Source organism: Dolichospermum sp. DET69, from assembly GCA_017355425.1.
In the GTDB taxonomy this organism is placed as follows: Bacteria; Cyanobacteriota; Cyanobacteriia; order Cyanobacteriales; family Nostocaceae; genus Dolichospermum.
Genome location: CP070233.1, coordinates 3,143,093 through 3,162,883, shown reverse-complemented (window position 1 = coordinate 3,162,883; position 19,791 = coordinate 3,143,093). Strand labels below are relative to the sequence as shown.

Genomic DNA, 19,791 nt, shown 5'->3' with positions numbered 1-19,791 from the left:
CATTTAAGGAGATTCTAACTTTATGGTCAGCAACAACAGTACAAACAAACCATCACGCGACATCCTGCCTATTCCTGATATTACGCCCCCAGGATTAACGACTTTTGATGCCAAAGATCCCGATACCAAATATCCCCCCATTGTGCCTTTACGTCCCCCCAAAGGCGCGCCTAATGTTCTTATTGTCCTACTAGATGATGTGGGCTTCGGAGCATCTTCTGCCTTTGGTGGACCGATTCGTACCCCTGTAGCCGAAAAACTAGCCGAAAAAGGACTTAAATACAACCGTTTTCATACCACCGCCCTTTGTTCTCCTACCCGCTCCGCCTTACTGTCGGGAAGAAATCATCATTCTATAGGCTTTGGAGCGATTACCGAAATGGCTACCTCAGCACCTGGTAACAATTGCCTCCGCCCAAATACGGCGGCTCCCTTGGCGGAAATCTTGAAACTTAACGGCTATTCTACCGCTCAGTTTGGTAAATGCCACGAAGTTCCTGTCTGGGAAACAAGCCCTATGGGTCCATTTACTAGCTGGCCCAGTGGTGGCGGTGGTTTTGAATACTTTTATGGCTTTATTGGCGGTGAAACTAACCAATATTATCCCGGTCTTTATGAAGGGACTATCCCCATTGAACCCGAAGAAACCCCCGGAGAAGAATATCATCTTACCACCGATTTGACCAAAAAGGCCATTAAGTGGGTACGTCAGCAAAAATCCTTAATGCCTGATAAGCCTTTCTTTATGTACTTTGCTCCAGGTGCTTGTCATGCTCCCCACCATGTCCCAAAGGAATGGGCTGATAAGTATAAGAAAGGGGGAATATGGGCTGATAAGAACGAGGGAACATTTGAGAAAGGTTGGGATAAGGTACGGGAAGAAACCTTCAAGCGCCAAAAAGAGTTAGGCATAATTCCGAATGATGCTCAATTAACTGATCGTCACGAGGCGATTCCTGAGTGGGATACGGGGGTATCGGAAGCGATGAAGCCTGTCCTCACTCGACAAATGGAAGTCTATGCAGGTTTCTTAGAACACGCGGATGATCATGTGGGTTTGTTGGTGCAATCTTTAGAAGACTTAGGCGTTCTCGATGATACCCTCATCTACTATGTCATCGGCGATAATGGGGCTTCGGCGGAAGGTTCCATGCAAGGCGCTTTTAACGAAATGGTCACAATTATGGGTTATGAAGACCTAGAAACCGAAGACTTCTTAATCGCCCATAAAGACAAGTTGGGTACCTCAGCAGCCTATAACCACTATGCGGTAGGTTGGGCCCACGCCATGAATACACCCTATCAATGGACAAAACAAGTAGCTTCTCACTTTGGGGGAACTCGCAATGGTTGTATTGTACATTGGCCTAATGGCATTGAGGCGAAAGGGGAAATCCGTTCTCAGTTCCATCATGTGATTGATATTGCTCCCACCGTTTTAGAACTCGCCAAGTTACCCGAACCAACTTTTGTGCATGGGGTACAGCAAAAGCCCATAGAAGGGGTGAGTATGGCTTATTCTTTTGATGACAAGATAGCGAGCGATCGCCGCGAAACCCAATATTTTGAGATGATGGGTAATCGGGGGATTTATCATAAAGGTTGGACGGCTGTAACTCAACACCGCATCCCCTGGGAGACAGGGGTCGAGGTTTTACCTGCTTTTGATGATGATCTTTGGGAACTTTATGATACTGCTACAGACTGGACTCAAGCCAAGGATCTAGCTAAAGATTATCCTGATAAATTGAAGGAATTGCAAAGGCTCTGGTTAATTGAGGCGGTTAAGTACAATGTTGTACCCCTTGATGATCGTTTTGCAGAACGCTCTAATCCTGTTTTAGCAGGTCGTCCACAATTGATAGAAAGCAAGACACAAGTATTATATGGTGGGATGGGTCGCCTAACGGAAAGCTCGATTGTTGATTACAAAAATCGGTCTTTTACGGTAGAAGCAGAGTTAAACCTGCCTCTCTCAAAGAAAAAACGGGCAGAAGGCGTTATTATTGCGATTGGTGGCAGTATCGGCGGTTGGAGTTTGTATGCCAAAAACGGCAAACTGAAATATTGTTACAACTTTTTTGGCTTGGATAAATATCAATATTATGTCGAAGGGGATACTATTCCCTTTGGTATCTCTAAAGTGCGCATGGAATTTGCCTATGATGGTGGTGGTTTAGGTAAGGGGGGATCAGTTAGCCTTTTCATTGATGACAAAAAAGTAGGAGAAGGGCGAGTTGATCAAACAGAACCTTCTATATTTTCTGCTGATGAAACCTGTGATATTGGTTTTGAATCGGGTTCTCCTGTGACTAAAGATTATGATGTCACCAAGTTTAATGGTGAGGTGAATTGGGTAAAAATTAATGTTAGTGACGGCGAAGTAACCCGTATTTCTCCTGAACTGCGCTTACGCATTGCTGTGGGGATTCAATAAAATAGATAGGTTGTGACGTGACTAAACTCCTGAGTCTTAGGACTTACGCTTAAACCCTATCTCTAGGGGCAATTCATGAATTGCCCCTACCAAAAACATACTTTACCAAAATTGTTTAGGATTGCCTAAAACTCATTGGATTGATGCTGCTTGTGTAGGGAAAGTTGAAACTCTCAAAATACTTACAACAAAAATTTTAACAGTAAAAAGCACGGGGCATAGTTGCAGAAGATTCTGTAGGATCAATAAATTTGGTTTTCCTTGCACCGAGCCTAAACAAATATTCACTCATGTTTCTACAGGAGATTTTGTTAAGGCTACTTTGCACAAAGATCGTAAAAACATAACTTCACAGAAAGTATGTAAGTCGTGTTAAAACTCCCACAAAAAACGGATGTGAGATTGTTATCAATGGTTTTAGAGTTGAATCCTATCTTCCGCACCCTCAACTGTCACAATCGGTTTTTACTGTTTTTTATGATGAAATGAGGATGTATTATATACCGAATCTCAATGAATTAACGGATACATGATGCCGACAAGGCATAATTTATATCCAAAAATCAAGAGAAAATCAAGTGATAATACTATGTGACACCCCAGGGTGCGGAATGTGGGTTGAATTTTCAACAATGAAAGATATTACTAAGGTTCATTGTAGTGACGGATATAGCTACGTTTGACTACGGAAAACTACAATTTTATGAGATTAAATGCACAAGACGGGTGGAATGGCGAAGCTTTGGAAGCACCCTTCAACATCAATAATAGCCCCTATAAAGATGAGCATTGGCTGTATAAGCTGAAATTCGCAAAATCTGCTGCGGCTGATCTGATGACAGCAGGCAAGTTCCGCGCCTTGGTTGGGCAATGACCTGATTTGATTAAAGATGAATTGCGATCGCTCGACTCGATAATGCGATCGCATTTTCCCAAAAACCTAATTATCTTCCTAATATTCAAAATGACTTCAAATCCCCAAGTATCTAAAAAACCGTTCTCTCATCCGGGTAAACCTCCCCATCAAGATATGGTATGGATTCCTGAGCGGACTTTCGAGATGGGAGCAGACAACTCAAAATATCCAGAAGAAGCACCAGCCCACACCGTCACCGTTAGTGGCTTCTGGATGGATAAGTATTTAGTTACTAACAAACAATTTCAAAAATTCGTCAAAGAAACAGGATACGTTACCTTTGCAGAAAAACCGCCAAAAGCAGAAGACTATCCTGATGCTACTCCTGAAATGTTAGTACCCGGATCAGCAGTATTTATGAAGCCAGATCGCCCAGTCGATCCCCGGACAGTATGTTGGTGGCACTACCTCGCCGGTGCTAACTGGCGGCATCCTGAAGGGACAAATAGTTCGATTAAAAATCGGGAAAATCACCCCGTCGTACATATTGTATATGAAGATGCCCTTGCCTATACTGAGTGGGCAGGAAAAGAACTACCAACCGAAGCTCAGTGGGAATTAGCAGCACGAGGCGGCTTAGATGGTGCAGACTTCGCTTGGGGAAATGAATTTATGCCCAATGGTAAGCTAATGGCAAACACTTGGCAAGGAAAGTTTCCTTCCGAAAATCTTAAACCCCACCCACCAGGCACAGAAGCCGTTGGTGGCTATCCACCCAATGGCTATGGCCTCTACGATATGATTGGTAATGTTTGGGAATGGACAACCGATTGGTATCAGGAGAAACATCCAGAAAACCCCACAAAAGCTTGCTGTACTCCTAAAAATCCTCAAGGCGGAACAGAAGCAGATAGCTATAACCGCAAGTTATTACCCTCAATGCAGAAACCGCGTAAGGTACTCAAAGGGGGTTCTTTCCTCTGCGCGCCTAACTACTGCGCTCGTTACCGTCCCGCCGCTCGACACCCAGAGGATATAGATACCTCCACTAACCACATTGGTTTTCGGACCATTGTTTGCCCTTCTGTAACACTGGAATCAGATTAGCAATACCTGTTTTGACCAAGATTTCACTTTCCCAGATTCGAGACTATTCTTTACTCCTTTTAATTCTTTCTCCTGACTCCTAGCCTTCAAGAAAAGACTTTTTCAGCAAACTCTATGTACCTATTGTCAAAAAAAGAATTGAAAACCTTTAGTTTGGCAAAGAATATTAATTTATCACCAGAACAGGCATTATGAAATATTGAACTCATCACAGCGATCGCTCAACTCATACAATAGAAGATAGATTGTTGCGAATTGTATAGTTAGGGATTATAGCTGTTATGGCTGCCGCCGTTTTCATCGAAAATCTAAAAAAAAGCTACGGTAATGTAGTCGCAGTTCAGGATGTCTCCTTTCACGTACAACCTGGAGAAATCTTCGGTTTACTAGGACCCAACGGGGCTGGAAAAACAACCACTCTCCGGGCATTGTGTACGCTGACAACCCCTGATGCTGGAAAAATTGAAGTTTCTGGCATTTCCGTATTAGATCATCCCAAATTAGCCCGGCAAAAACTGGGTTATGTAGCGCAGGAAGTAGCCTTGGATAAAGTGCTAACTGGCCGGGAGTTACTACAATTACAAGCCGCGCTTTATCATCTTCCCGGTGCGCTGATTAAACAGCGAATTAACACTATTCTAGATTTGCTGGGTTTACAAGAATACGCAGATAAAAAAACCGGCACATATTCCGGTGGTTTACGTAAACGGTTAGATTTGGCTGCTGGTTTACTTCATGCACCAGATGTCTTGGTATTAGATGAACCAACGGTAGGGCTAGATATTGAAAGCCGGGTTGTAGTGTGGGATTTCTTGCGTCAGTTGCGGGCTGCGGGAACTACCGTAGTCATTACCAGCCATTATTTAGAAGAAGTTGACGCTTTAGCTGATAGAGTGGCAATTATAGATAGAGGTTTGGTTATTGCTAATGGTACACCATCTCAGTTAAAAGATCAGGTAGGAGGCGATCGCATCACCTTGAGAATCCGTGAATTTTCACCCAGCGAAGAAGCCGAAACTGCAAAAAACCTTTTAGCAGCTTTACCCTTTGTCCAAGAAATCATCATCAACAGCGCCCAAGGTAACTCCCTAAATTTGGTAGTCGCACCCCAAAATGACGCTTTGATAACTATTCAACAGGCGTTAAATAATGCCAACTTACCCATTTTTGGTATTGCCCAATCCCGTCCCAGTTTAGATGATGTTTACCTAGCAGCCACCGGAAAAACCTTAATGGATGCCGAATTAGCTGCCGTAGCTAATCGTGATCCTAAAGCCGAGAAAAAGCAGAACATGAGATAGAAAAAAACGCCACTTTTGTTTTTTCAATTAATACGTAGGGTGGGCAATGCCCACCAAAACCAGCTATAAAAGAACTCCACAAAAAAAATGTCTAATCTTGTGGGATGGGCATCTTGCCCGTCCTGGTATTATTAGAAAGTTGTTCATCCCTGAGGCTGTAGAATATGCTGCTATGATTCACGTTTGCATCTGGCCCCTCCTGGTATTATTAGCAAGTTGTTCATCCTGCACCAAAAGAGAATTTGGGATATTTTTCTATTTGGAAGTCTCTAAAATAAAAATCTCGCTAATTTTTCACTAACTAAACCTTTCGATGTTTACCATCAAGTAAACAACTAACAGTCATATCACCCATAACATTAATAGCAGTGCGACAACGATCAAGAAACCAGTCCACAGTTACTAATAAAGCAATATATTCAGTAGGCAAACCAACAGAAGTAAATACCAAAGTCATCGTTACCAAACCAGCTTCTGGAATACCTGCTGCACCCACAGAAGCAAAAATAGATGTGAGAACAACAATCAACTGCTGTGGTAAAGGCAGATAAGGTAGAGGATTTTAGATATATGAACAGTGCTTTTAAGTATCTGTTCTTTTGTTTCTCAGTCTAATTTTCAAAACTTACCTGATGTTTTACAAATCTTTACATTTCACTAAAAATCCCCTACCTAAAATGCTATTAGTGTGTAAATATTTTCCTATTACATATAGCGGTATACACTTAAATGAGATACGGTGATTAAATTTAAAAACCTGTAGGGGCGGGGTTTCCCCGCCCTCGATTGTATTGCTTTATCTGCTCAAATATCTATAGAAGAAGCCAAACTATATTTAGACGAAAAAGCTAAACAATTAAATGCTAATTTTGACAATACTGTTGCCAAAATAAGAGCCTTGATAATTTTTGGCAAAAACGGCAAAAATAAGCATACATAAGCGTTTTGAGGAAAAGGTAATTTAGAATCTAAAACCCTTATCTACCCCGTCAATACATTTAAAAAATCCTTGTCGGAAACCTTTAAGGAATTTTTAAGGCTGATTGTTTTTGCCAAGCAAGAGTGAGAAACGGGAGTTCATGGTTAAAGCATTATCATCTCACCCTCGTAATTTGGCAATAGTATTGTTTGAAGCACGTGATAAAAAAGGAATTATTTACAGATTCCCTGAATAAAAAATCAAACCGGATTCCTGTAATCCTAATTTTAAGAAAGTTTATCTAAAATTAACTATTCCTTATTTAAAGCTTAACTTTTTCACTGTTTACTGATATTAAATTCACTTTTTGCTGCAACATTAAAATTCCCCCCAATTACCTTGAAGTGAATAGGCTTGGGGGCTTATTTATGAAAATGTCATCAAATTAGGAATAAATCCCTTTGACTAGCAAAAATTCCCACCCATCAAGTAATATTAGTTACTCTCGTGTTATCCATCTCAGCCATCTGATTGATACAGATATACCCAAATGGCCTGGTGATCCACCAGTAGAATTTGCTAGTGTTGCAGAAATTCAGGATGATGGTTATTACTTAGGACGCTTTTCTTTGGGGGAACATAGCGCCACTCATATTAACGCCCCCAATAGCTTCTATGCAAACGGTGTCAGTGTTGACAAATATCCAGCATCATCCCTCATAGTACCTGCTGTAGTTATTAATATTTGCGAACAAGCGGCAATAAATCCTGATTATGTCTTCACTGTTAGTGATATTCAAACTTGGGAAACTCAATTTGGGCAAATTCCCGCAGGTAATTTAGTCATACTATATACTGGTTGGCAAGAAAAATGGTCAAATCAAAAGGAGTTTTTTAACCAAGATATACAAGGGAAAATGCACTTTCCCGGTTTTAGCCAGGAAGCGACTAAGTTTTTAATTACACACAGGCAAATTGCTGGAGTGGGCATTGATACTCACGGTGTAGATTCTGGACAGGATACCAACTTTACTATTAATCGGTTGCTCTTGGAGCAATCACTAATTGTGATCGAAAATCTCACCAACTTAGATAACTTACCACCTCAAGGTACTACCTTAATCATTGGGATTCTCCGGTTGAAAGGAGGTTCTGGTTCTCCCGCTGCGATAATGGCATTATTCTAAATTTTTATTTCTTAACTATTTTTGTCAAAGTTTTTAACTCAGAACCATTAACACTAAATGTCAGAAATCAGAATAATTCTTAGAGGATGTTTGAAAAGTTTTTAATGTATAAAGAAACCCCTCTTGTAAACCTCTCCCCGAAGCGGGGAGAGGCTTTGAAACCCCCCTTCCCAGCCTTCGGCACGCTGCGCTAACGTAGGGAAGGGGGCAGGGGGGTTAGGTTTTTGGAGATTATCGGTTTCATCTAATACTTTTCAAACAACCTCTTAAATCAGAATCCCAATAAATAATTAAAAAATATCAAAGCCTTATAGCCAGAGTATGCAAAACTACTCAAAAACGGCTATAAGGCCAAAATATTTTACGACTTGGACATGATATTTCTGCTCAATTCCTAAAGGAACATCAGGGGCAATTCAGCCAAATTTGCTAAAGATTGCGAATATCAAGTCTAATATTGCTTATTTCCACCGCTGTAAACAAGCAGGAATTAAACTTTATCCAGGACGGTTTCTCAGGCTTTCCCTGAGTTTTTTATTAAGTTTTTCAGACATAAAGGGTATCTAATTTTAGATCCCTTCGCTGGTATTAACACAACGGGAGTTGTTGCTGAAAATTAGCAACACCGCTGGTTAATTTTGGAACTGAATGAGAACTATTTAATGGGAAATTGCTATTGTTTTAGCCAAGAATAGAGATTTGATAAATCACACTACCACCCTTGTTATCTTTTAGCTTGAAAACTGGAGGCTTGAGACTTTGAATTTTAGACTCTTGCCCGCAGTTTTAGATTTCACCATTAACCTGCATTTGATGAACTTGATCTGCCAATTCTTGACAACTTTGAGGATCTAACTTATCAATTGCCAACATTCCCATGAGAATAACCTCTTTCAAGGTTAAGCGAGTTGAATGTGCCTGTTTTTGCACAATCTCCTTAATGATGGGAGATACACCGATTGCTGTACTAGCTCTAGCCACGGGATAAAAGAAAACATTAATTACATCGGATAAATAGTAGCACTTTTTGCGAAGTTATTCTACATCCCCGGAACTGATCTACTTTAGTTTCGATAAATCTTTATATGTCTAGTCCAGACTATAAATAGCAAACTGACTTAATAATTCTGCAAATCTAACTTTCTGACTACGGGCATAACTCTTCTGTAGCAAGCATTTCCAGGATTTACTTATTTTGCTGCACATAGCTATGTTGTTAAAATTACATAATAAAATTACATATTCTTACTTGTATTAATAGTAAGATATTTAATTAAATAAGTATAAATAAACGTACCTGCTTAAAAAAAATAATATGCTGTTTAAACCTTATAAATTAGACTTTCCAGCTTTCTAGCTCTATTTTTTTTACAACCGAAAATTGATACCAATATACTTATTTATTGATTTTTGTTATCACCAGCGTTACAAATAATGCATAATTTTCATCCTTTTGATGGATAAAAACCAAATTTACTAGATCATCAAGACATAGTTTAAACGGAGTTATAACTCTTCTGTAGCAAGCATTTCCAGGATTTTCTTATTTTATTGCATATAGATATATTGCTAAAATTGCATAATAATATGACATATTTCTGTTTGTATTAATAGTCAGGCTGTTAAACCAACAGGTATCAATAAACATATCTATCTTTAAAAAAAAGATGCTATTTAGACTATATATATTAATACTTCCAGATTTTTAGCCCTACTTTTTCACAAACGAAAATTGATACTGATACAATTATTTGTTAATTTTTATTACGACATAAAGCATAAATTATTAATAATTGTCATCTATCAAAAGTATGAAACTCCACATTTAGTAGATCATCAAGGAATAAGACGTGAGAAAATGATGGTGATACAAAGACAGATAAAACGCTATAAGCTATATATAGTAAGTCTTTTCAAATTATAAATTCTCAATTTTAGTATCTTTTAATCCTAACTGAACAGCATGGATCATAGTTAAAAGGATCTAATAGCATTATATTGCTCAACAATGTGAAATATTTTAAAGAGGGAACCGGCAACAGGGAGTTTCAGAAAGGGGGATTTAGACACCACCTGAAACACTCCACTTATAGCAATACCTTAGAGGTTGTTTTAAAAGTATTATTCTGTAATTTTTATCACAGTTATACCCCACCCTAACCCTCCCTGACAGGTGTAGGTTTTTTACATTGAGATTTATCATAGGGGACAGACTTGGCAGACAAGGAGGGAAAGTGGACAGGGAAGAAGGACAAAGAAGAATTAAAACCCATGAAGATAGCGAACATATCGGGCAGAATTTTCCGGTTCTTTCTCTTCACACTCCCTTGTCTACTTTCCTTCCTTGTCTTCCAAGTCCCGCATAAAACCCAATTGTAAAAAACCTACACCTGTCAGCCTAACCCTCCCCGATGTGTTGGGGAGGGGACTAGATTTTCTTGTTTCCCCCAATACATCGGCTACGGTGTACACACAAGTCTTCTAGAGTTGCCCCACAACGTTTAGATCCCCCCAACCCCCCAATACATCGGCTACGGTGTACACACAAGTCTTCTAGAGTTGCCCCACAACGTTTAGATCCCCCCAACCCCCCTTAAAAAGGGGGGCTAAATTCTTCAAAGTCCCCCTTTTTAAGGGGGATTTAGGGGGATCGGATCACGTTTAGCATCCTGTCTAGAGATGTGTGTACACCGTAGCTTCACAAGGGGGGATTAAGGGGGGTAATAAATATTTGATACATCACCAGGGACTTTTAAAACATCCTCTTAGCCAAATCAAAAAATTCATTGATTCGTAGGTTGGGTTGAGGGACAAAACCCAACAAATATGTCGGGTTTCTCTTCGCTCAACCCGACCTACACAAAAATGGCTAAGGCATTGTTATAGAAGTCGGGGTCTCTTACTCCCAGTTCACCGAACAGGAAATAGGAAAAACTATTCCCTGTTCCCTATTCCCTTCTTCAGTGAACTAGAAAAATAGACAGAAATCGAAATCTTCCTGAATTCACTTAGTTAACGCTGTCATAAGAAAAAGTAGTGAATACACACAAGGAACAAAACAACGATGAGTGAACCTTATCTGTTAGCCGCAAGCTTGTTAACAGGATTGGTAATCCCAACATCAACAATTCCTCAAAGCCCTAATCTTCCAAAAGATTCTCTATCCTTGTTGGATTTGGCACAGGGTTTCCAATCTTACGAAAGAGAAAAAATTTCTTCCCGTCAAATTGTTGTACCTGAATTTAGTAGTCAAACTGAAAAGTCTTCCCCCGTCAGGAAGAGTTTGGCCAAGATTGATACCTCATTACCAGAATTTAGTAGACAAACTCTGCCGAAGGTTGAACAATCATCAGCAATAGGGAAAAACCTCCCCAGGTTGGGAATTTTATTATCAGAATTTAGACGGCATGGATTATCAACACCAATAAAATCATCATTTAACTTTAATTCCCAAATAACTCCAACTAAATCACCTGTTTCTGGTAGTCAACTCTACCAGCAAAGATTAGCCGCACTGAGAAATGGTCAAATTTATACGCGCACTGATAATGATGAAAATTCAGAATCATCCTGGGAGTCAGACAAAGCATATAAACTAACTTATCAAGACTGGAAAAGCCTTTTAGTTATTGAAGCTAAGGCTATTACCAAAGGTCAAGGTGCAAACCGTTTGAGTATTTTGGTCGGTGATTCTTTAAGTTTGTGGTTTCCTAAAGATAAACTACCTACGGGTAAATTATGGCTGAATCAAGGTATATCTGGAGATACTTCCGAGGGGGTTTCTCAAAGATTGTCAGCATTTTCGGCAACTAAGCCTGATGTAATTTATTTAATGATTGGAATTAATGATTTACGTAAGGGTGCTACTGACAAATCAATTTTGGTAAATTCCTCGCGGATTATTCACCGTTTACGTCAGAGTCATGCTACCAGTCAGATTATTGTTCAATCTATCTTACCTGTCCGCTCTGGGAAAATTGCTAATAGTCGAATTCGTCATATTAACGCCCAACTTGCTGTAATTGCCCAAAAGCAAGGAGCTAATTATTTGAATATTCATAATTGGTTTACGGATACTGATGGTAACTTGCGTCCTGAATTAACTACGGATGGATTGCATTTATCCCCAGCAGGTTATCAAGTGTGGCAATTCGCACTTGAGCAAATAGAATATAGAGTTGCTCAAATTTACAATTGATAAGCTAAAACGCACCTAGTTTAAATATTTGGGCGGGCAGGGATGCCCACCCCACAATATTTAGACTCCTAACTTAACAGGTTATACAATTTAAATGCGGAACATCTTATATGCAAATTGAATGTATATTAACTTGACACTTTCAGTCCCGAAAGGGACTAAGATTCTTTAATCAATGAGCCAACTTACAAAAGCAGGATTACTCCAACCAAAGTAGAGGTCGATTCTCCTAAGAGGATGTTTTAAAAGTTTTCAAGGTATAAATTAACCCCTCTTGTAAACCTCTCCCCGAAGCGGAGAGAGGCTTTGAAACCCCCCTTCCCTACGAGGGAAGGGGGGCAGGGGGGTTAGGTTTTTGGAGATTATTGGTTTTATTTAATACTTTTCAAACACCCTCTAAAGCGTTAATTCCGGTCTTTACCACTAACCACTAACCACTAACCACTAACCACTGACCAATTAGGTTATATTATTTCACAAATCAGGGTGTGAAGGCTATCACTAAATATCAAATGGTAGATAGAATAAATGATATCGCTTGGCAAGCTCACCAGGGCAGCGTTGCAGCGGTTATTCAAGTCTTGAACGAAAAGCTAGTTATGTCTGGTGTCAGAATTAGAGCAATTTTTGCCAATGGTATTTTACAACTTTTGTGTGAAGCGGCTACGGTAAAGCAACTGGAGCAATCTACTTTAGTCCCAAAAATTAAAGAAATTTTGGACTCACTTGCACCGCGTCACATTCGTCGAGTTAATATCAATAGTCGAATTGTTCGAGAAGACCAATTATTATGGTTGGAAGAGATTAACCGTGATGTTGATGGTCAATTACTGTGGTCACAGGAAATTACTGTATCTCAACCAAATTTGTTTAAGCGGTTATTTTCAGATCTAACTGAAACTTATACCAAATCAAGAACACCTATTTTAACAAAACCCCTATCTTTACTGAAGAATCAAGATCAGGGCAAAATTTCAGTTAAAACTTTATTTATAGGGGTTTCTGGGTTATTTTCAGTCATTTTACTAGCTTGGTTGCTAAATTCTCGGTTAGGTAATCCACTAAAAAATCTCTTACCATTAACAGGTTCTCAATCTTCCCAAACAGCAGACCAGAAACAGCCAGAATCGTCAAATCCTCCTCTTAGCCAAAGTTTTTCTCATTCATCTAATGATCCATTTGCAGCTTCTGTGCGACTGGCTAACCAGGCTACTGCGGCTGGTAAAACTGCTATAACTTCAACTCAGTGGTTGGAATTGGCTGCTAATTGGCAACGGGCTTCTGATTTAATGAGTCAGGTTTCACCTAGTCATAGCCGCTATCAAGAAGCACAGATTAGAACTAAGTTGTATAAAAAATTTAGTGAGGCTGCTCAGAAAGAAGCTCAGAAAAGTAAATCTTAATATTTGTGAACTAATGTAAAATAACTTAAAAATTGTGAAAACTGATACTATATTCTATCAACTATTTCAGACCTTACCGAGTATCCTGTTTGAATTGATTGGTAAGCCAGCTACAGAGGTGGAAGCATATCAATTTACATCTGTAGAAATTAAGGAACTAGCATTTCGTTTTGATGGTTTATTTGTACCTGCTTCGGATATTCCTGAACAACCTATTTACTTTGTAGAAGTTCAATTTCAACCAAAGGCGGATTTTTACTGGAAACTATTTACAGAAATCTTTGTTTATCTGAATCAATATCAACCAAAGAATGATTTTCATGCAGTAGCGATTTTTGCTAAACGTAGCTTAGATCCTGGTGTACCAATGCAGTATCGGGGTTTGCTAATGAGTCAGCAAGTCACGTTTATTTATTTGGATGAGTTGGAAGTCACAACCGATAATTCTGTAGGGTTGGGAATGGTAAAGCTAGTTGTGGAAAAAGAAGAAACTGCAATTGATCATACTAGGCAGTTGATTCAAAAAACCCGACAACAATTAACAGATGCCAGTAAAAGACAGAAGGTTCTAGAATTATTAGAGACGATCTTGGTTTATAAGTTAACTAATTTAACTCGTCAGGAGATTGAAGCCATGTTTACCCTAGATGAATTAAAGCAAACACGGTATTTTCGAGAAGTTGCCGAAGATGCAAAAGTAGAAGGTAAGTTAGAAGGTAAGTTAGAAGGTAAGTTAGAAGGTAAGTTAGAAGGTAAGTTAGAAGGTAAGTTAGAAACAGTACCGCTGTTATTAGAATTGGGTTTAACTGTGGAAGAAATAGCTGCAAGGTTAGCTGTGGATATTGAAGCCGTAAGACAGATTGCGGAAAAATCTGGTAATTAAACTTCTTGAGATTACAGCACTTCCGAGTGTTATGAGGTACAAGAACCCCACCCCCAACCCCCTGACAGGTGTAGGTTTTTTACAATTGGGTGAGGACAGGACTTGGAAGACAAGGCAGACAAGGTGACAAGGGAGGAAAACCGGACAAGAAATGGATGATTGGTAATAAAACAAACCATAAATTGGGTATTTTATGGATAAAATCTTCCTTGTCTACTATCCCTCCTTGTCTTCCTGGTCTTGCCTTTACAGAGAATATTAAAAACCTACACCTGTCAGCCCCCAACCCCCTCATCGCAAGCGATGAGGGGGCTGTAGGTTTCACGTTAAGTTGACACCAATGAGCAGTGCTAAACCCCTACCCCACGGTTGATTTATCGGTAAAAACAGAATTAGTTGTAGCCTGAAATAAAGTATTTTGGTGAACGCATATCATGATTGATTTGTACAGTGCGTAAGTTCTTGAAAATTAAATTATAGAGATATCCGGTAAGCGTAAAACTCAGTGTCTTTAGACCTGAGATATAAGCGACTCGTGCGGTAATAAAGCGCATAGAGTTTTTCTTTTTATAAAGATTGGTTAAAATGAGCAAAGGTTTATCGCCTTTGTATTTGATGATGTTATACTATTCACAACAGGAATGGTAATCAACCTGTATAAAAACCTAACTGCCTAACGGCTTTTCTGGTCCTTGACAATTGAGGATATAGGGTTCTATTCCATAGTTTTAGTGACTACCCTCCGAATAGGTAAAATCTTCATGGGAGCTAGACAACACAGAATTTAAACTCAAGCAAAATTTGCAGTAATGCAACTACCTTCGGGCAGAGGGAAAGTTAACGCTTGGGGAGAGAACCACCTCTGGCTTAGATACCGCAAGGGTTCTAAGTTAAGTGGACTCATTGAACCAAGAATCTCAGCGGCTTTAGCCAGTGAGAGTGTCAAGTAGGTTGAGTTTTACTTTGTTTAAAGATGTTCCCTAAATCTCTAAACCTCAAAATTATCCTCTAATTCAGCAACGCAGTTATGCTTGTAAATTATACAGCACTTCCTTTGTGTTATGAGGTACATATCTAGCGGGCAAGATGCCCGCACTACAAGAGTTTCATGATTCAACTTTGTACCTCATAAAAGCGGAAACCGCTGTAACTAGACACTCATTTCTAACATCCTTTGCATTGGTCGTAGTGCAGCTAGGCGGAGTTCTTCTGGTAAAGTAATTTCAGGGGTGCGGTTTTTCATGGCTAAATACAGCTTTTCTAAGGTGTTTAGCCGCATGAATGGACATTCGTTACAGTTACAATCACTTTGCGGGGGGGCGGGAATAAAGTGTTTGTTGGGTGCTAGTTTTTGCATCTGGTGAATGATTCCCGGCTCTGTAGCCACGATAAACTCCTGGCTAGGGCTGATTTGACAATAATTGAGTAAGGCGGCTGTAGAGCCAATAAAGCTGGCGTGACGCAAGACGCTGGTTTCACATTCTGGGTGGGCGATCGCTTCCGCATGAGGATGTGTAATTTTTAACTGGACTATTTTCTTTTCGGAAAAAGTCTCATGAACAATACAGCTACCTTGCCATAGGAGCATTTCCCGTCCGGTTTGTTCCATTACATACCGTCCTAAGTTGCGGTCTGGGGCGAAAATAATCGGCTGTTCTTTGGGTATTTGCTGGACAATCTTCACAGCGTTGGAACTGGTGCAGATAATATCACTCATCCCCTTAATTTCCGCAGAACAGTTAATATAGGAAATTACCAAATGGTCTGGGTGTGCGGCTTTGAAGGCAGCAAACTCTTTTGGTGGACAACTATCTGCTAAAGAACAACCGGCATTGATATCTGGTAGCAATACCAATTTATCAGGATTGAGGATTTTTGCGGTTTCCGCCATGAAGTGAACACCCGCAAACACAATCACATCTGCTTTGGTATTGGCTGCGGCTTTAGCTAATTGTAAGGAATCGCCAATAAAGTCGGCAATATCTTGGATATCGGGATCTTGATAGTAGTGGGCTAATATCACCGCATTAAGTTCTGTTTTTAGATCCGCAATAGCAGCAAATAAATCTAATGGTAGAGTTCCTGATTTTTGGGGAGTAAGTGTAGTTGTAAACACAATTAAAAACTGCTTTTTGTAAAGTTATATTATCTTGTGCATTTAATTATAGTAGTTTTTACCAAAATAGTGGGGAATTGATTTGAGCAATTTATATCCAAATCCGGCGTAGTTTCATATCCTGGAGATATACGGCTTTTTAAAGTGGCATGACCAGTCAGAAAACTCAATCAATAACCTTGAAAATTGCTGTAATTGGCGATGTTCACGACCAATGGGAAGTAGAAGACGGTATAGCACTCAAGCAACTTGGTGTTGACTTGGCGCTATTTGTCGGTGATTTCGGGAATGAATCGGTAGAAGTGGTAAAAGCGATCGCTTCCCTAGATATTCCCAAAGCGGCTGTTATGGGCAACCACGATGCCTGGTACTCGGCAACTGAATGGGGACGCAAAAAATGTCCTTATGACCGCACCAAGGAAGACTGGGTACAGGAACAATTAGATTTATTGGGAGTGTCCCATGTCGGTTATGGGAAGTTGGATTTCCCCCATTGGAATTTAACTGTGGTGGGTGGTCGTCCTTTTACCTGGGGTGGACCTGAATGGCGATTTGCCCAAATGTGTCAAGAACGCTATGGTGTGTCTAATTTAGAAGAATCCGCAGATAAAATCGTTAAAATAGTCAAAAGTGTTACTTGTGACAATATTATTTTTCTCGGACACAATGGACCAAGTGGTTTAGGCGATCGCGCTGAGGACCCTTGTGGCAAAGATTGGCATCCCATTGGCGGTGATTTTGGTGATCCTGATTTTGCTGAAGCTATTTCTCAAAGTCTCAACCTGAAGAAAAATGTTTCTCTCGTCACTTTTGGACATATGCACCGGACTCTGCGCCATACTAAGAAGCTGCAACGGAAGGCTGTGTTTAGAAGTCCAGAGGGAACAATTTACTTAAATGCGGCTACTGTCCCCCGGATTATTCAGGAAAACGGGGTGAAGTTACGGAATTTTTCTCTAGTTTCTTTGGAGGATGGTGTAGTCACAAAAGCCTCTCTAGTTTGGGTGGGTAAAGACTTCCAGGTCGCTGCTGAGGAGGTTTTCTATAATTCTTCGATTTCAGTAGTGCCAATTCTGTAATTATATGTTATGATTGTATTTGTCAGTTTTTGTATTACACAATTCTGACAAATAACCTGGAGAGGTGGCAGAGTGGTCGAATGCGCCTGACTTGAAATCAGGTGAAGTGAAAGCTTCCGGGAGTTCGAATCTCCCCCTCTCCATTGTGCAAGACCAGGAAGACAAGGAAGGATAGTAGACAAGGAGGATTTTATTCACAAAATACTCGGTTTATGGGTTGTTCTGTTACCGACCATACATTCCTTTTTACTAGTACAGCACGGCGTAAATAAAACAACCATTCTCAATCGCCAAAAAGCTTACGCCATATTATTTTTGACTTTTGACCCCCGTTTTCACGAGGGCAAGCTTTTGACTTTTGACTTTCGCCTTGCGGTACTAAGTAGGTTAGCATTGAAAATTGTCGTTATGGCAAGGCAAGAGGCAAAAGGCAAGATTGAAGAGAGTTTGGGCGATTTTACTTTTCTTTACACAGATTGATTTTATTGTGTTCACCTACTTAGTGTGTTAATTTTTAATTTTGATGAAATTTTCCCGTTTTTCGTTCATGCAAATTTTGTGTCCATGTGAACGTAAAGCCCTTGTAAAATAGGCTTTTGCCCTAAATAGATATCAGAGATTTTGCATGAATTTTTACCCCCTCAAAAGACACAGAATCAACACACGAGTTACTGACTATATTTTATCAACAATTATGACTTTATATATATAATCAGTAAACCAAAAAGTTTTTCCCAAAGAGTGATTTTTACGGAGTGCTGACGCTATTGCTACAGACGCAGCAGGCATCACTAACAAAATACGACAGATACTCATGTACTATAGAATACCAAATATATAAGAAATAGTTATCATAATTTGCACTGGATCAAAATATGAAATGATGAAAGTAGTGTGTAGCATATTGGCTGAAAAAATTGACTGTTTCATCTCTAACAAAAGCCACGCGGGGCGAGTCTACAGAAGAACTCGTTTTAACCGACTCAGAAACTCTTGATGAGGTTATTCAGTGTTTAGTAGAAAATTTTTCGATTGAAACGCAAGGAGCCTGTGACCAACAAACTTTATTCGAGATTCTGGTTAAAGCAGCCAGCACTGGAGACAGTATTGAAAACACAGCTAAATTGTTAAAAAATATTCCGACAGCTAATGATATTAGATATCATCTCAATAAAATTAACAATTTTGAGGAATTAGAAGCGCAAATAAATCAAGCATTAAAAAGTCGAATTCCTTTAGGATTAAAAAAAGGGTGTTTGAAAATAGCGATTGATTTAAATTTAATTTGTTATTATGGTCAACCAACATCGTCAGAATTACCCTACATATATCGAAGTGAAGCTAAATCTGGTACTAATTCATTTTATGCCTATGCCACTTTATATGTTATTAGTAATAATAAGCGTGTAACTCTAGCAATAAGAGGTGTTCGCCAATTAGATACTAGTGTGGCTTTAATTACTTATTTATTAGCAGAACTTGAATCCCTAAAAATAAATGTAAAAAAACTCTATTTGGATAGGGGATTTTTTAATACTCCTGTAATTAGATGGTTACAGGCATTAGATATTCCCTTTCTTATGCCTGCTATCAAGACTGGAAAAAAAGGAGGAATCAAACAATTCCTCAAGGGTAAAAAAAGTTATAAAACTACCTATACTATTACAAGAGACAAAGATGATTTTGTCACATTTGATTTATGGATCGTCTGTAAATATAGAAAGGGAAAGCATAAAAAGCATGGGGTTCAATACTTTGTTTATGTTGCTTATAAGGTCAAAACAAATTTAAATTATATCTATCAAGATTATCGAAAAAGATTTGGCATTGAAACCAGTTATCGTCTGAAAAATATTTGTCGAATTAAGACGAATAACAAAAATCCAGTCTTGAGATTACTATTCATTGGAATATCCTTTCTTCTAATTAACATCTGGGTGAATCTACTATGGCTCAAAATCAGTCGTAAAAGGAAAGGTAGTAGATTAATTTATCGCACACTTTTTACACTCAAACAGATGTTAGCCTTTTTATCTCAAGCCCTACAGAAGAAATATCAAGTCGTTGAAAGCATTTATATTCCATCCGGTTAGCGTCAAGAAATTATTAACCAGCTAATCATAAGTAATTATTATCTATACTATGTCTGCTGATTAGAGTATCGGGAATAAAAAAGTATTTTATACTACACAGTATTTGGCGATCTCCCTTCAGGAAAAAACTTTTTGGTTTACTGATAATATCAAACTTAGATTCCGCTAGAGTAAATAGAGGAGAATCAAATTTCCTTAACTCAAAAATATTC

14 protein-coding genes, 1 tRNA gene and 1 pseudogene are annotated in these 19,791 nt (G+C 39.2%); 12 read left to right on the top strand and 4 right to left on the bottom strand.

Going from position 1 to position 19,791, the window contains the following annotated elements; translation table 11 throughout:
* Positions 1–22: 22 nt before the first annotated feature.
* The 4 genes from EZY12_14465 to EZY12_14450 all read left to right on the top strand — a co-directional run bounded on the left by EZY12_14465 (position 23) and on the right by EZY12_14450 (position 5,701).
* Positions 23–2,437, top strand: a complete 2,415-nt coding sequence (locus tag EZY12_14465) for an arylsulfatase (protein ID QSX66053.1) — start codon at positions 23–25, stop codon at positions 2,435–2,437.
* A 703-nt stretch (positions 2,438–3,140) separates the two neighbouring features.
* Positions 3,141–3,311, top strand: coding sequence for a hypothetical protein (locus EZY12_14460; protein QSX66052.1), 171 nt, complete (start codon positions 3,141–3,143; stop codon positions 3,309–3,311).
* Positions 3,312–3,467: 156 nt separating this feature from the next.
* Complete coding sequence (locus EZY12_14455) at positions 3,468–4,400, top strand: formylglycine-generating enzyme family protein (GenBank protein QSX70672.1); 933 nt, start codon at positions 3,468–3,470, stop codon at positions 4,398–4,400.
* Positions 4,401–4,681: 281 nt separating this feature from the next.
* Positions 4,682–5,701 (top strand): ABC transporter ATP-binding protein, encoded by a 1,020-nt coding sequence (locus EZY12_14450; GenBank protein ID QSX66051.1) that lies wholly within the window; start codon positions 4,682–4,684, stop codon positions 5,699–5,701.
* 301 nt (positions 5,702–6,002) lie between these two features.
* Here the strand turns inward: EZY12_14450 and EZY12_14445 are convergent.
* Positions 6,003–6,251 (bottom strand): annotated as a pseudogene (locus tag EZY12_14445) (cation:dicarboxylase symporter family transporter).
* Positions 6,252–7,081: 830 nt separating this feature from the next.
* Here EZY12_14445 and EZY12_14440 point away from each other — a divergent pair.
* Positions 7,082–7,807, top strand: a complete 726-nt coding sequence (locus tag EZY12_14440) for a cyclase family protein (GenBank protein ID QSX66050.1) — start codon at positions 7,082–7,084, stop codon at positions 7,805–7,807.
* A 786-nt stretch (positions 7,808–8,593) separates the two neighbouring features.
* Here EZY12_14440 and EZY12_14435 read toward each other — a convergent pair.
* Complete coding sequence (locus EZY12_14435) at positions 8,594–8,788, bottom strand: hypothetical protein (protein QSX66049.1); 195 nt, start codon at positions 8,786–8,788, stop codon at positions 8,594–8,596.
* A gap of 2,083 nt (positions 8,789–10,871) precedes the next feature.
* Between EZY12_14435 and EZY12_14430 the strand changes: the two genes are divergently transcribed.
* The 4 genes from EZY12_14430 (at position 10,872) to EZY12_14415 (ending at position 15,241) form a co-directional block, all read left to right on the top strand.
* Positions 10,872–12,005: a G-D-S-L family lipolytic protein gene (locus tag EZY12_14430; protein ID QSX66048.1), complete on the top strand. Its 1,134-nt coding sequence runs from the start codon at positions 10,872–10,874 to the stop codon at positions 12,003–12,005.
* Between the two features lie 512 nt (positions 12,006–12,517).
* Positions 12,518–13,408: a hypothetical protein gene (locus tag EZY12_14425; protein ID QSX70671.1), complete on the top strand. Its 891-nt coding sequence runs from the start codon at positions 12,518–12,520 to the stop codon at positions 13,406–13,408.
* A gap of 34 nt (positions 13,409–13,442) precedes the next feature.
* Complete coding sequence (locus EZY12_14420; protein QSX66047.1) at positions 13,443–14,291, top strand: Rpn family recombination-promoting nuclease/putative transposase; 849 nt, start codon at positions 13,443–13,445, stop codon at positions 14,289–14,291.
* Positions 14,292–15,100: 809 nt separating this feature from the next.
* Positions 15,101–15,241 (top strand): hypothetical protein, encoded by a 141-nt coding sequence (locus tag EZY12_14415; GenBank protein ID QSX66046.1) that lies wholly within the window; start codon positions 15,101–15,103, stop codon positions 15,239–15,241.
* A 200-nt stretch (positions 15,242–15,441) separates the two neighbouring features.
* Here the strand turns inward: EZY12_14415 and nadA are convergent, their stop codons facing one another.
* Complete coding sequence (gene nadA / locus EZY12_14410; GenBank protein ID QSX66045.1) at positions 15,442–16,407, bottom strand: quinolinate synthase NadA; 966 nt, start codon at positions 16,405–16,407, stop codon at positions 15,442–15,444.
* Between the two features lie 149 nt (positions 16,408–16,556).
* Here nadA and EZY12_14405 point away from each other — a divergent pair, with 149 nt between their 5' ends.
* Together EZY12_14405 and EZY12_14400 are read left to right on the top strand one after the other, a co-directional pair.
* The gene (locus EZY12_14405) at positions 16,557–17,486 is read left to right on the top strand and encodes a TIGR04168 family protein (protein QSX66044.1); all 930 of its coding nucleotides are present in this window, start codon (positions 16,557–16,559) and stop codon (positions 17,484–17,486) included.
* Positions 17,487–17,544: 58 nt separating this feature from the next.
* Positions 17,545–17,629, top strand: a tRNA-Ser gene (locus EZY12_14400).
* Between the two features lie 532 nt (positions 17,630–18,161).
* On the opposite strand, the gene EZY12_14395 is transcribed toward EZY12_14400, so the two are convergent.
* Positions 18,162–18,302, bottom strand: coding sequence for a hypothetical protein (locus EZY12_14395; GenBank protein QSX66043.1), 141 nt, complete (start codon positions 18,300–18,302; stop codon positions 18,162–18,164).
* Positions 18,303–18,403: 101 nt separating this feature from the next.
* Here EZY12_14395 and EZY12_14390 point away from each other — a divergent pair, with 101 nt between their 5' ends.
* Positions 18,404–19,579 carry an ISH3 family transposase gene (locus EZY12_14390; protein ID QSX66042.1) on the top strand — a complete coding sequence of 392 codons (1,176 nt, stop codon included), beginning with the start codon at positions 18,404–18,406 and terminating at the stop codon, positions 19,577–19,579.
* The last annotated feature ends 212 nt before the right edge of the window (positions 19,580–19,791 follow it).